Source organism: Chryseobacterium joostei (assembly GCF_003815775.1).
GTDB lineage: Bacteria > Bacteroidota > Bacteroidia > Flavobacteriales > Weeksellaceae > Chryseobacterium > Chryseobacterium joostei.
Window position 1 is genome coordinate 352,389 of sequence record NZ_CP033926.1, and the last position, 12,983, is coordinate 365,371.

General features: G+C 34.8%; 15 protein-coding genes. 11 read left to right on the forward strand and 4 right to left on the reverse strand.

The window, feature by feature from the left end:
- Nucleotides 1-18: 18 nt before the first annotated feature.
- Nucleotides 19-432, reverse strand: a complete 414-nt coding sequence (locus EG359_RS01640; protein ID WP_076355639.1) for a DUF6157 family protein — start codon at nt 430-432, stop codon at nt 19-21.
- A gap of 444 nt (nt 433-876) precedes the next feature.
- On the opposite strand from EG359_RS01640, the gene EG359_RS01645 reads away from it, so the two are divergent.
- Nucleotides 877-1,239, forward strand: a complete 363-nt coding sequence (locus tag EG359_RS01645) for an RNA recognition motif domain-containing protein (RefSeq protein WP_076355637.1) — start codon at nt 877-879, stop codon at nt 1,237-1,239.
- Nucleotides 1,240-1,269: 30 nt separating this feature from the next.
- Here the strand turns inward: EG359_RS01645 and EG359_RS01650 are convergent, their stop codons facing one another.
- On the reverse strand, nt 1,270-1,761 hold the full coding sequence (locus tag EG359_RS01650) for a BlaI/MecI/CopY family transcriptional regulator (protein ID WP_076355635.1): 492 nt from the start codon (nt 1,759-1,761) through the stop codon (nt 1,270-1,272).
- 8 nt (nt 1,762-1,769) lie between these two features.
- A complete protein-coding gene (locus tag EG359_RS01655) occupies nt 1,770-2,372 on the reverse strand; it encodes a phosphatase PAP2 family protein (RefSeq protein WP_084180478.1) in 603 nt (200 codons plus the stop codon).
- Between the two features lie 218 nt (nt 2,373-2,590).
- Here EG359_RS01655 and EG359_RS01660 point away from each other — a divergent pair, with 218 nt between their 5' ends.
- The 10 genes from EG359_RS01660 (at nt 2,591) to EG359_RS01705 (ending at nt 11,168) form a co-directional block, all read left to right on the forward strand.
- Entirely contained in the window at nt 2,591-3,010 is a 420-nt protein-coding gene (locus EG359_RS01660; protein ID WP_076355633.1) for an NIPSNAP family protein, read from the forward strand.
- A 317-nt stretch (nt 3,011-3,327) separates the two neighbouring features.
- On the forward strand, nt 3,328-4,329 hold the full coding sequence (gene pdhA / locus EG359_RS01665; RefSeq protein ID WP_076355631.1) for a pyruvate dehydrogenase (acetyl-transferring) E1 component subunit alpha: 1,002 nt from the start codon (nt 3,328-3,330) through the stop codon (nt 4,327-4,329).
- Between the two features lie 109 nt (nt 4,330-4,438).
- A complete protein-coding gene (locus tag EG359_RS01670) occupies nt 4,439-6,043 on the forward strand; it encodes a pyruvate dehydrogenase complex dihydrolipoamide acetyltransferase (protein WP_076355629.1) in 1,605 nt (534 codons plus the stop codon).
- Nucleotides 6,044-6,156: 113 nt separating this feature from the next.
- A complete protein-coding gene (locus tag EG359_RS01675) occupies nt 6,157-6,825 on the forward strand; it encodes an ABC transporter ATP-binding protein (protein ID WP_076355627.1) in 669 nt (222 codons plus the stop codon).
- 14 nt (nt 6,826-6,839) lie between these two features.
- The gene (locus EG359_RS01680; protein ID WP_076355625.1) at nt 6,840-7,418 is read left to right on the forward strand and encodes a murein L,D-transpeptidase catalytic domain-containing protein; all 579 of its coding nucleotides are present in this window, start codon (nt 6,840-6,842) and stop codon (nt 7,416-7,418) included.
- Between the two features lie 29 nt (nt 7,419-7,447).
- Nucleotides 7,448-8,125, forward strand: coding sequence for a RadC family protein (gene radC / locus EG359_RS01685; RefSeq protein ID WP_076355623.1), 678 nt, complete (start codon nt 7,448-7,450; stop codon nt 8,123-8,125).
- Nucleotides 8,122-9,036 (forward strand): hypothetical protein, encoded by a 915-nt coding sequence (locus EG359_RS01690; RefSeq protein WP_076355622.1) that lies wholly within the window; start codon nt 8,122-8,124, stop codon nt 9,034-9,036. Before radC ends, EG359_RS01690 begins: the two co-directional genes overlap by 4 nt.
- Nucleotides 9,037-9,057: 21 nt before the next feature.
- Nucleotides 9,058-9,990, forward strand: coding sequence for a phytanoyl-CoA dioxygenase family protein (locus tag EG359_RS01695; RefSeq protein WP_076355620.1), 933 nt, complete (start codon nt 9,058-9,060; stop codon nt 9,988-9,990).
- Between the two features lie 36 nt (nt 9,991-10,026).
- Nucleotides 10,027-10,539, forward strand: coding sequence for a DUF7935 family protein (locus tag EG359_RS01700; RefSeq protein ID WP_076355618.1), 513 nt, complete (start codon nt 10,027-10,029; stop codon nt 10,537-10,539).
- Nucleotides 10,540-10,556: 17 nt separating this feature from the next.
- Complete coding sequence (locus EG359_RS01705; RefSeq protein ID WP_045496234.1) at nt 10,557-11,168, forward strand: inorganic pyrophosphatase; 612 nt, start codon at nt 10,557-10,559, stop codon at nt 11,166-11,168.
- 78 nt (nt 11,169-11,246) lie between these two features.
- On the opposite strand, the gene EG359_RS01710 is transcribed toward EG359_RS01705, so the two are convergent.
- Nucleotides 11,247-12,968, reverse strand: coding sequence for an amidohydrolase (locus EG359_RS01710; protein ID WP_076355616.1), 1,722 nt, complete (start codon nt 12,966-12,968; stop codon nt 11,247-11,249).
- Nucleotides 12,969-12,983: the final 15 nt, after the last annotated feature.

A 12,983-nucleotide genomic window follows, 5' to 3' on the forward strand; every position in this document is an offset into this window, starting at 1 on the left:
AATTATTCATTTTCTCAATCATTTTCTTTTGGAGCGCATCGCTTTTGTTTTCGCAATAGAGGGGTCATTAAGCAGTTTTTGATATTCTTCACTTTCTATAGGAAAGATGGCCACTTTTCCCTCAAGGTTATGATGAATTCCAAATCCATATCTTTTGGCTAGGGGAGAGGATCGTAGACAAGCCTGACCTTTGGAAAAGAATTGATTTCTGGCTTCCTGTTTTTCATTCTCTGAAATACCATTTTTAAAAGAATAACAGTCAAAAATAATATCATCGGAAGAATATTGATAAGGATGTTTGCTGATTTGTTCATATTGAAGATTGGCCAAGGTTTTTTCTTCCTTTTGCGGCGGTATTTGTGCATGGAAAGTCGGGCAGTCTTCGGCAACCTCAATGAACGTATTAATATAATTGGTGGTGTGTTGCTTCATAACATAATGAGAGTGTGTTAAAACAAGTTTATAAATATAATACTATTCCTTGCTTTTTAAATGTCATTTTGATCAGGTGATGTCAAGATTTATGATGATGATAATCTATAAATGAATGATTTTATATGTTTACCTTATTAATAAAGGTAGTGATGTGTAATTAATCCTTATAATTACCTGCTGATTTTTTGTTACATTAACTAACTTTAACTTTTGTTAATTTCATTATTTAAATGATTGATAATCAATTATTTTAAGTGGTGTTATAAGTGTGTGATATGTTTAAATTCAAACTAAAGTGAGAAACATTTAAAAAAAAGCTTTGATTTGACATTTTTAATTGTATCTTGCATACGTTTATATTTGGAATCAATATTTGTTCATTAATTTATGTTGTTTTTCTTTTATATACCAAATTTTTATTAATTTTTTAATTTATTCAAAATGAACATTTTTGTTTCAAACATCAATTACGCAACTAAAGAGTATGAGTTGCACGATCTATTCGCAGAATTTGGGGATGTATCATCAGCTAAAATCGTTACAGACAGAGAGACTGGTCGCTCTAGAGGTTTCGGTTTCGTAGAAATGGGTGATGAAGAAGGAAAGCAAGCTATTGAAGCTCTTAATCAAAAAGAATTCAACGGTAAAACATTAAACGTATCTGAAGCTAAGCCAAGAGAAGAGAAGCCAAGAAGAAGCTTTGACAACAACAGAGGTGGTGGTTACGGAAACAACCGTGGAGGTAACGGTGGTGGATACGGTGGAAATAGCCGTGGAGGTAACGGCGGTGGAAATCGTTGGTAAAAATATAAAGCGGCTTTTAAGCCGCTTTTTTTATTGTTTCTTTTTCTTCTTCTTTTTATCTTTTTCCTTATCCTTGCTGATTTTAACTTTCTTTTCTTTCTTCGGATTTAATATCTCTTCAGCAACCTCAAACTTTGGTTCCTCAATAATTTTTGCAGGCTTAATTTCAATTTTAAGATCAAAGTAACCTTTTAGGTCATTCTGTGATATTAATTTTTCATTGAATAAAAACTCCAGAATTTCCTTTCCTGAATCATTAAAAAAGTTGTGCGAAAGTTCTTTCAATAAGAATTTTTTATATTCTTCAAAAGGAACAATTACGGTATACTTAAAGATTCTTCCTTCCTTTACTGTAGATAAATAGCCTTTTTCAACTAATATTTTCAAATATGTGGAAACCGTGTTTTGGTGTGGTTTCGGTTCCGGATGCTGCTCCATAACGTCCTTCAGATAGAAAGATTCCATTTTCCAAAACAGCTTCATAAAGTTTTCTTCTGCGGCAGTAAGATGATTGATTTTCATATATTCTTCTAATGTTGAAATTGTATATTGCAATAAAGATAAATAAAAGATACCATAAAAGCTATTCCGGCACCCATAAATACTTCTTTTACGGTGTGTCTTTTTAAAATAACCCTGGTAACCCCTACCAAAATAGCTATTCCTAGCCAAATTAGTCCCATTTTCCAGTCTAAAGTAAAAAATAATGCAGCTACAAATATATTAAATGAAGTATGCATGGAACTTTTAATAAAAAAATTGCTGACCTGAAGACAAAAAAGCAGAATTAAAATAAATAGCATTACCAGATCAATATACCCATTCTTGATATAATTAAAAGCAAGATAGGCAATGACACAGGCTGCAATAAATATATATAATGTCTTTCTCTGAACGCGGTTAGAGACGTCCATATTGGTATATCTTCCGGTTTTTACATTCCATATCAGCCAAACAACGACAGGAATGATGATCATTAGTAATACGGGAAGAAAGTAAAGGAAAGATTCCTTAGCAGTATACTCTCTGGTGCTCATGTAAACAAAAAAGATGATCAGGGAAACCAGAGGATTGAAGAAATCGGAAATAACCTTTGATGTTTTATGCAGCAATGAAGACTTTTTTTCTTCCATATTAAAGTTTAAAAATCAAATATAAGACTATCAGCTCAAAAAACAAGTGAGGCAAGAAAGATGGAATATAGAAAATTAAGGATGATTGTGTAGATACACAAAATCTTTTCCTTTTAAAATTAATAATAAGTATTTCTTGAAATTCATAACTTTAATTAATCTGTTTTCAAGAAAAAGCAGGTTTTATTTTTACGAGTATTCATTTAATATCTACTATAATGAAACAAATATTTATTGTATTATTGATTGTTTTCGGGAGTTCGGTCTTTGGACAGGAGGCTTCCCAAAAAGATTCTTCTCCCATTCATCAATTAAGGATTTATGAGATTTCAAAGGAAAATAAACAGATATTTTTAGATCGGTTTAGAGATCATGCTCTTAGAATAATGAAGAAATATGGTTTTACGATTGTGTCAATATGGGAATCTGAGTTTAATGAAAAAACAGAGTTTGTTTATCTTCTTGAATGGAAAGACGAGAATGTAATGAAAACAGCGTGGCAAGGATTTATGACAGATAAAGAATGGAAAGACATTAAGATACAAACAGCAAAACAATATGGTAATTTTGTTAATGAAATTGAAGACAGAATTCTGAAACTTACGGATTTTTCCCCAGAAAAGAGGTTGTTGAAATAACCAAAAGATATATTAACAATAATTAAAGGTGAAAGAGAGAGAGAGGTGAAATGTAGTGTATTCCTGAGGTTCTGCATTATTTATTATTTCCGCGAAGCCAGATGGATAGGCTGATTCATTATACATGACAATAAAAAAGCAGTAGATAAAATGCTGCTTTCTGAGTCTTTCTTTGGGTCGAAAATTAAGAATAATCCATTCGGCCTGCAAATAGATTTTACAGAAAAAGCGAAAAGTTATCTATGTATAGAATAAAAACAAAGTTTTTTTCATAATTTTGCTCAACTATTTCATCATAAAAAAGCAAGAGCTAACACATGAAAGAATTTTCTAAAGAGGTATACCTGAAGTGGTATGAAGATATGACAATGTGGAGAAGGTTTGAAGACAAATGCCGTTCTCTTTACCTAAAACAAAAGATCAGAGGATTTTTACATTTGTATAACGGTCAGGAAGCGATTCCTGCTGGTTTCACACATGCAATGGATCTGACAAAGGACAGCATGATTACTGCTTACAGATGCCACATCCATCCAATGGCGATGGGAGTAGATCCTAAGAGAATCATGGCAGAACTTTGCGGTAAAGCTACCGGAACTTCTGGTGGTATGGGTGGTTCTATGCACATTTTCAGCAAAGAACACCGTTTCTACGGAGGTCATGGTATTGTGGGAGGACAAATTCCTTTAGGAGCAGGTATTGCTTTTGCAGATAAATATTTTGACAGAAAAGCGGTGAATATCTGTTTCTTCGGAGATGGTGCTGCAAGACAAGGTTCATTGCATGAAACATTCAACATGGCAATGAACTGGAAACTTCCTGTAGTATTTGTTGTAGAAAACAACCAATATGCAATGGGAACTTCTGTAAAAAGAACTGCTAACCACGAAGATATCTATAAATTAGGATTAGGATACGAAATGCCTTGTCTTGCTGTAGATGCAATGGATCCTGTAAAAGTAGCTGAAGCTGCTTATGAGGCTATTGAAAGAGCAAGAAGAGGAGACGGGCCAACGTTCATTGAAGCAAGAACTTACCGTTACAGAGGACACTCTATGTCTGATGCTGAGCCTTATAGATCTAAGGAAGAAGTAGCAATTCACAAAAATGATGACCCAATCGAGTTGGTAAAACACAGAATTTTAGAAAACGGATGGGCTACAGAACAAGAATTGGAAGCTATGGATAACAAGTCTAGAGACTTTGTTGAAGAATGTATCGAATTCATGGAAAATTCTCCGTATCCAGATGCTGAGAAAGTATATGAATATGTGTACGCTCAGGAAAACTATCCATTCTTAGACAAATTAGAAAACTAAAAGATAATGAGTTAATTTGACAGTTTGAAAACTTGAAAATGAGACTATAACAGTTACTTTTTTAATTTTCAAATTTTCAGATTGCTAAATTTTCAAATTAATAAAAATTATGGCAGAAGTAATTACGATGCCCCGCCTTTCCGACACTATGACGGAAGGTAAAGTGGCGAAATGGCATAAAAAAGTAGGAGATAAAGTAAAGGAAGGAGATATTTTAGCTGAAATTGAAACTGACAAAGCTGTTCAGGATTTCGAATCTGAGGTAGAAGGTACTCTTTTATATATTGGTGTAGAAGAAAGCGCTGCTGCTGCTGTTGATTCTATTTTAGCAATCATCGGTAATGAGGGAGAAGATATTTCAGGCTTAATAGGTGGAGCAGCTGCTCCCAGTGCTGGTTCTGAAGCAACAAAATCAGAAGAACAACCTAAGACAGAAGCTGTTGAAACTGCTACAGCTGATGTTCCGGCAGGAGTAGAAGTTATTACTATGCCAAGACTTTCTGATACAATGACAGAAGGTAAAGTAGCTAAGTGGCACAAAAATGTTGGAGATACAGTAAAAGAAGGTGATCTTCTTGCTGAAATTGAAACAGATAAAGCAGTACAGGATTTCGAATCTGAATTCAATGGAGTACTATTGAAGCAAGGTGTAGAAGAAGGAGCTGGTGCTCCGGTTGATTCTGTATTGGCAATTATAGGCCCTGCAGGAACTGATGTTTCCGCTGTAGGAGTTTCAAAATCTGCTGCTCAATCTTCAGAAAAACCAACTGAACAAAAGACAGAAGCTAAAACTGAAGAGAAAACTGCTCCAGCTGTTGATTCTTCATCTTCTGAAAGAGTGGCAATTTCCCCACTAGCTAAGAAAATGGCTCAGGATAAAGGAGTTGATATTCACAGTGTTCAAGGTTCAGGAGAAAACGGAAGAATCGTTAAAAAAGATATTGAAAATTATCAGCCATCTCAGGCGAAACCAACTGCTTCAGCTCCGGCTTCAAGCACTGCTGCTGCACAAGTTGCAGTAAACTTCGTTCAGGGAGAAGATACAGAGACTCCAAACTCTCAGGTAAGAAATATTATTGCAAAACGTCTTTCTGAAAGTAAATTCTCTGCTCCTCACTACTATCTGATGGTTGAGATCAACATGGATAAAGCAATTGAGGCTAGAAAAGAAATCAATTCTTTACCGGATACGAAGATTTCATTCAATGATATGATCATTAAGGCAACAGCTATTGCTTTAAGAAAACACCCACAGGTAAATTCAAGCTGGGCTGGAGATAAGATCATTCACAGAGGAAATATCAACGTGGGTGTAGCAGTAGCTATTCCTGACGGATTGGTAGTTCCTGTATTGAAGAATACAGACCAAATGTCTTACACTCAGATTTCAGCCTCTGTAAAAGATATGGCTTCAAGAGCTAAGAGCAAAGGTCTTAAGGCTAATGAAATGGAAGGATCTACATTCTCTATTTCTAACCTTGGAATGTTCGGAATTGAAACATTTACAAGTATCATCAACCAACCTAACTCTGCGATCCTTTCAGTAGGAGCAATTATCGAGAAGCCAATCGTTAAGGATGGCCAGATCGTAGTTGGAAACACCATGAAGTTATCATTAGCGTGTGACCACAGAGTAGTAGACGGTGCTACAGGAGCTCAGTTCCTACAAACTTTAAGAACTTATTTAGAAAGCCCATTAACATTGTTACTGTAATTTCTAATGTAGAAATAATAAAAACCTCCCAATCTGGGAGGTTTTTTGTTTTAATACAAATAATGTTAATATAATTTGTTGTAAAATCGACAATATGTTACTATTTTTGAAACATGATTAAAGCAAGAAATATCCATAAATCTTATGGGAATTTAGAAGTACTGAAAGGAGTTGATATTCATATCAAGGTAGGAGAAGTTGTTTCTATTGTGGGAGAATCGGGAGCAGGTAAGTCGACATTGCTGCAGATTTTAGGAACCTTGGATCATCCAACGCAATCCGGAAAATTTGATACTGAAATTGAAATAGCAGGAGAATCATTTATTAATATGAATGACAAGCAGTTGTCGAAGTTCAGGAATCAGAATATTGGTTTTGTGTTTCAGTTTCATCAGCTTCTTCCGGAGTTTACCGCTTTGGAAAATGTGTTGCTTCCTACAAGGATTGCAGGAGCAAACGAGAAAGAATCTATTGAAAAGGCCTACGCTTTATTTGAAGATCTGAAAATTGAGCAAAGACTTAATCATAAACCTAACCAGCTTTCGGGTGGAGAAGCACAAAGGGTAGCTGTTGCAAGAGCTTTAATCAATTCACCTAAAATTATCTTTGCTGATGAGCCAACGGGAAATTTGGATTCAAAAAATGCAGATGATCTTCATAGGTTATTTTTTGACCTTAGAGATAAATATAATCAGACCTTTGTGATTGTAACGCATAATCCAAATCTTGCTGAAATTACAGACCGTAAACTCGTTATGAAAGATGGTATGATTGTAGAATAGCAGTATTTACACGGATGATGAAACATTTTATTTTTCTTTTAATATTTTTAATTTCCTGTTCAAAAATTGAATCACAACAGACGAATGCAGTAGACGTGCCTCAATCAAAGATTTTGGAAATTAAAAGCTATATCAAGGATAAAGATTACAACCAGGACTTGGCTGTATTTATTAATTTCAAAATTTCATCAGGAAAATACCGCTATTTCATCTATGATCTGAAAAATGATAAAATAGTTCAAAAAGCTATAGTTTCTCATGGTTCAGGATCTGTAACTCCTCAGTCAAATGCTTTGAAATTCAGTAATATTGAGGGCTCATATCAATCTTCCTTAGGAAAATATGAAATTGGAGAAAGTTACGTAGGGCAATTTGGAAAAGCCTATCGTTTAAAAGGATTGGACCCAACCAATAATAATGCAATGAAAAGAGCCATTGTTCTTCATTCATTTGGGTGTGTTCCGGACGTGGAGTCTCGGAATCCTGCATGTTTAAGCTTAGGATGTCCAATGCTTTCCATAAATGCTTTTAAAGAAACGGCAAAGCTTATTGATAAATCAAGACAGCCGATTATTTTATATGCCTTCTACTAATTTATAATGTCTAATGTACACCTTATCTCATGTCTATAAAATTTCTTGCTGAAGACGACAGGCCCCGTGAAAAATTCTTGAAAAAAGGCAAGAGTGTACTTTCTGATTCGGAGCTGCTGGCTATCATTATGGGAAGTGGAAGCAGAGATGAGAGCGTTTTGGAATTATCGAGAAAGATTTTAGCCTCGGTCAATAATAGTTGGCATCAATTAAGTCTGCTTTCTGTAAAGGACTTAATTAAATTCAAAGGAGTAGGTGAGGCAAAGGCTATTTCTATCATCACCGCATTGGAAATCGGAAGAAGAAGATCCGGGCAGGAAATTCCGGAGAAAGCAATCATTGGAAACAGCCATGATGCTTATTCAATTCTTAAAAACCAATTATCAGATTTAAGAACAGAGGAGTTTTGGGCCATTTTTATGAATAATAGCAATAAAGTTATTCATATTTCACAGTTAACACAGGGAGGTATAAGCCAATCCATTGTTGATGTGAGGGTATTGTTTAAAACCGCTTTGGAACATTTTTCAACAGGCGTTATCATTGCACACAACCATCCTTCGGGAAGCTTAAAGCCAAGTAAGGAGGATATTAATATTACACAAAAAATAAAGGAAGCAGGAAAAGTACTAAGCATTCAGCTTTTAGACCATATTATTGTTACACAAGATTCCTATTTTAGCTTTTCGGACGAAGGATTATTATGATTAAGAGATTGAAATACGATGAAATTGATTTTGTAAAATATCAAAAATCTTTATCCGAGGCATGTCAGCTCTCGGATTTTGCCCGAAAGGATTTTTTAAATATCGTTGCAGGTAAAAATTGGGGACTTTTGATTTATAAGGATTATGAAGCTGTAATGCCAATAGCATGGTCCAGCAATTTTGGAATTAAAATTATCCAGATGCCCGCACTTTGCCATCAGTTGGGTATTTTTTCAAAAGTGGATGACCCTGAAGTCAACTTATCTTTTTTTGAATTTTTGAAAAAGAATTTTGCCATTTCTTTCTACGCATTTAATAAGGACAATGGTTTTCCTGTGGATACCCAAAAGAAAAAATCATATTTACTCCCTAAAAATAACTATGAAGACGTTAAAAAAAAGTACCATATTCATAGGCGGAGAAACGTTAGGCACACCGAAGATATCCAGACCAATGCTGAATTTAACAACAAGATAGATTTCAATACTCATGTTGAAGATTTTTTTCTCCAAAATGTAAGGGGAATAGACAAAATGCCCCTTAAAAAAGTCTATTGGAATACCGTGATGAAGCTGATAGAAACCGGACTTATGGAAACATTTACGGTGAAGTATAAAGGTAATATCCAATCATTTGTAGCAATGTACTGCGGGGAAGAAACGGATTATCTTAGTATGTTTATCAATTCCTCTCAACTTGAGAATAAAAATTTGCCCTCCATAGCAATAGATTATCAGCTTCAGAAATGTATTGAGGAAAAGAGCTTTGACTTTATGGGAAGTAATGTTCCGAGTGTTGCTTCTTTTAACGAAAGATTTGGAGCCAAGGAATATTTTTTTTCCATCATAAGCCATCAGAAACTGAATATTATCAGTAAAATAATTAAGCTTGTCTTTACGAAAAACAGGTAACTTTATAGAAAATAATTAATCATGCTAAAATTTATCAGGAATTATAAGCTTCCCTATATCATATACAATTTTTTTCATAAAGATAAGTTGAAGCACAATATTCCATTGTATAAAAAATATGGAGTAAAGAAGAGTTATTTTTCTCCCATTTCCAGTTCAGATTTTGCACACCTTCCAGATGTAGAAAGAGCAATTCATAAAGATAAGCTAACATCCACTGCTTTTTTTAAAAACCTGTCGGAGGAAAATCAGAAAAGTGCAGCTCAATATGACGATAATGGATATATGATCCTAAGAAATTTTCTAAGCCCTGATACTGCAGAGAAAATTAATACAGAGATTGAAAAATTGATGCAGGATGGTACCTTGAAGTTTCGCTATGGCGGAAAACTGATGTTTGCCATTCATCACTCTGAAATTATTAAAAATATTGGAAGTGATGAAGACTTGTTAGAGTTTTTGTCTGTCTTACTGGATGGTAAGGCAAAATTGTTTCAGAGCATCAATTTCATTAACGGAAGCCAGCAAAAGACCCATTCAGATAGTATTCATATGACTACCTATCCTTTGGGAGGACTTTTGGGAGTGTGGATTGCCCTGGAAGATGTGGATGAAAATAACGGAGCACTGCACTACATTCCAGGAAGTCATAAACTTCCTTATTTCTTAAATTCCGATTACGATAATGAAGGAAATGCTTTAAGAATCGGGAAGAAAAGCTATAAGGCTTACGAAGAATTCCTTGAAAATAAAGTAAAGGAAATGGGTCTGAAAAAGGAAATTTTCAGAGCCAAAAAAGGAGACTTATTGATATGGCATGCCAATATTCTTCATGGTGGCGAGCCTCATACCGATAAAAACAGAACCAGAAAAAGCCTTGTGTACCACTTTTTTGATGAAAACAGTGTTTGCTATCATGAAGTTACACAAAGACCTGCGTTATTTGAACTGTAATATCAGAAAATATTAGTAATTTTGCATCCTAAAATTATGGCGAGTTTTTCAGGATATCTACCGTATGCATTTGCATTAATTATTGCAATTCCTTTTCTGGTTTTGCTTAGACAATTTGTACACTCGTACATTACCCTTAAAAATCAGGAAATCAAACTGCTTACCGTGAAGTCAAATTCAGAGAACAAAGCGCACTCTTATGAGAGAATGACGTTGTTTCTGGACAGGATAAAGCCATCCAATCTTATTCAGAGATTTGATAGAGGATTGGCTGTTCATGAGTTTATTTTCCTTACAGAAAAGTCAATTAATGAAGAATTTGAGTATAATTCTTCACAGCAATTATACCTTACAAAGCATTCATGGAAGAATATTGTAGATTCCAAAAATGCAATTATTGATTTACTTCATACTACCTATAACGGATTGAAAGGAGAGGTTGAACTGGACGAGTTCAAAACTATTTTTATCATGAACTATATGGAAAGTGATGATTATATTACAATCACAATAGAGGATTTAAGAAAAGAAATTTTAATAATAACTTAAAAAATAACAGATAAATAATGATTCCAAATTTTAAAGCACATCCATGGCACGGAATTTCTGCAGGAGAAGATGCGCCAAATGTTGTAAATGTATTTGTGGAAATTGTTCCTTCAGATACTATTAAATATGAAGTAGATAAAGAAACAGGATATTTAAAAGTAGACAGACCTCAGAAGTTCTCTAACATCATCCCTGCTTTATATGGTTTTGTTCCAAGAACATATTGTGATAAAGAAGTGATGAGACTTGCTGTAGAAGCAGGAGCTACTGATGTTACAATGGGAGATCATGATCCACTTGATATTTGTGTTTTAAGTTCTCACAATATTCACGCAGGAGGTTTATTGATGGAAGCTATTCCAATCGGTGGTTTCAAAATGATCGACGGAGGAGAGGCTGATGATAAAATCGTTGCGGTAATGATCAATGACCATGCTTTCGGACACTTCAGAGATATTACTGAACTGCCTGAAGCAGAAGTAAAAAGATTAATGCACTATTTCTTAACATACAAAAACCTACCGGATGAGCCTGCAAAATGCAGAATTCAAGAAGTGTATGGTGCTGAACATGCAAGAAAAGTTATTAAAGCTTCTCAAACAGACTACGCAGATAAATTCGGAGGATAAGAATTTCTTTCGAAACATAATAAAAAGGCAGACGAATTTTCGTCTGCCTTTTTATTTTATGGATGTTGATAGGAAAATTTAATTTCTTTTATATACAGACTTCCCTTCTTTTATGGTTTCCAGAACAGTGATATCTCGGATTCTTTCAGGATCTATGGTTAAAGGATTTTGATCAAGTATCACAAAATCAGCCAATTTTCCGGTTTTAATAGAACCCTTTCTATTTTCTTCTTGCAATTGATAAGCTCCATTAATGGTAATTGCCTTTAACGCCTGCAAAGGAGTAATTCTTTCATCAGGTCCAAGAATTCTTCCTGAGCGTGTCTTTCTATTCACGGCCGCATATACCGCAGTAATCAGGTCGGGTGGAGTAACGGGAGAATCATGATGGATCGTAAAAGTAATTCCAGCCTTTAATGCAGAATTGGCAGGGCTTATAAAAGAGGCTCGTTCAGGACCAAAAACACTAGAATAATGCCAGTCACCCCATAAATAAGTATGGGTAGAAAAATAAGATGGAATAACTCCCAGTTCCTTTATTTTTTGAATATGATCAGGACGGCTGTTTTGTACATGAATCAGCGTGGCACGCAATTCGGGTTTGTAAATATTTTCGTCCTTTAATCGTTGAATAACCCGTATTGCCTGGTCTATTGCAGCATCACCGTTCACATGAAGTTGTGCTGTAATATGATTTTGAAACAACGTTTTCAGGTCTGTGTATAATGTTTCATCAGTAAAGATTGGAAAACCTTTATAATCCTTGGATTGGCCTTCAGGCGGTACCAAATAAGGCTGTGTGAGCCATGCTGTTTTACCTTGCGGAGATCCATCATCTGAAAACTTGAATCCTGCTAATTTTAAATGATTGTCATAGTGCATATACTTTGGTTTGAAAGTATTAAAATCATTTTTAAAATATTCATAATCTGGAAAATACACTATGTCTGCTTTAAAAAGATTTTGAGATGCTGCATTTTGTAAAAGAGCTACACTTTCTCCCATCGTTCTTCCGTCACAAATAGTAGTTTGCCCATAGCTCAACCATTCTTCCTGAGCTTTTATCAGATTTTGTATCGCTTGTGCTTGGGTATCTTTCCCTTTATTTATTTTTTCAGTTAAAGTCAACAATGCTTTGAAGCTCGCATTTTCTTCCAGTTTTCCATTAAGTTTTCCGGTTTTTTTATCTCTTCCAAAATGACCGCCTTCAGGGTCTTTTATGGATTCAGGTATTTCCAGATATTTCAGCATGGCACTGTTGGCCACACTGGCATGACCGGAAGCATGAATAACCATTATTGGATTGGTCTTACTGATAGCATCCAGTTCTCCTCTTGTCGGATGGCGGTGTTCTGTCATGATAGCATCATCATATCCATTTCCGATAATAGGCTGTTTATCGGCTATTTTCTTTTCTTTAAGATAATTTATAATCGTGTTCTGTAGATCTTTAATAGAATTTACAGTGCCATAAGGATCTGGAGAGAGATCTACAGCATCCATAATTCCCGCTCTTGAAGTCAGGTGACCGTGAACATCTATAAATCCAGGAAGTAGGGTTTTGCCATGAAGATCAATCATTTTTGTTGCTGCTTCTGAATAACGATCGGTATCTGATTTTGTCCCTGTGAAAAGTATTTTTCCGTTTTTTATGGCTACAGCTTCAACGTTGGGAGAAAGATCTTCCATTGTCAAAATCGAACCTCCAAAATAAATAATATCTGCCTTTTCCTGTGGAACTCTGTTCTGACAACTACTCATATATATTGCCAATAAAAGAATGTAAATGTAGTTTTTCATAATTATTTAATTCAT

Coding starts and splice junctions, on each gene's coding strand:
- EG359_RS01670 (WP_076355629.1), top strand. CDS start 4,439: ATGGCAGAAGTAATTACGATGCCCCGCCTTTCCGACACTATGACGGAA.
- EG359_RS01710 (WP_076355616.1), bottom strand. CDS start 12,968: ATGAAAAACTACATTTACATTCTTTTATTGGCAATATATATGAGTAGT.
- EG359_RS01675 (WP_076355627.1), top strand. CDS start 6,157: ATGATTAAAGCAAGAAATATCCATAAATCTTATGGGAATTTAGAAGTA.
- EG359_RS01645 (WP_076355637.1), top strand. CDS start 877: ATGAACATTTTTGTTTCAAACATCAATTACGCAACTAAAGAGTATGAG.
- EG359_RS01695 (WP_076355620.1), top strand. CDS start 9,058: ATGCTAAAATTTATCAGGAATTATAAGCTTCCCTATATCATATACAAT.
- EG359_RS01705 (WP_045496234.1), top strand. CDS start 10,557: ATGATTCCAAATTTTAAAGCACATCCATGGCACGGAATTTCTGCAGGA.
- EG359_RS01650 (WP_076355635.1), bottom strand. CDS start 1,761: ATGAAAATCAATCATCTTACTGCCGCAGAAGAAAACTTTATGAAGCTG.
- EG359_RS01680 (WP_076355625.1), top strand. CDS start 6,840: ATGATGAAACATTTTATTTTTCTTTTAATATTTTTAATTTCCTGTTCA.
- pdhA (WP_076355631.1), top strand. CDS start 3,328: ATGAAAGAATTTTCTAAAGAGGTATACCTGAAGTGGTATGAAGATATG.
- EG359_RS01660 (WP_076355633.1), top strand. CDS start 2,591: ATGAAACAAATATTTATTGTATTATTGATTGTTTTCGGGAGTTCGGTC.
- EG359_RS01690 (WP_076355622.1), top strand. CDS start 8,122: ATGATTAAGAGATTGAAATACGATGAAATTGATTTTGTAAAATATCAA.
- EG359_RS01655 (WP_084180478.1), bottom strand. CDS start 2,372: ATGGAAGAAAAAAAGTCTTCATTGCTGCATAAAACATCAAAGGTTATT.
- EG359_RS01640 (WP_076355639.1), bottom strand. CDS start 432: ATGAAGCAACACACCACCAATTATATTAATACGTTCATTGAGGTTGCC.
- EG359_RS01700 (WP_076355618.1), top strand. CDS start 10,027: ATGGCGAGTTTTTCAGGATATCTACCGTATGCATTTGCATTAATTATT.
- radC (WP_076355623.1), top strand. CDS start 7,448: ATGTCTATAAAATTTCTTGCTGAAGACGACAGGCCCCGTGAAAAATTC.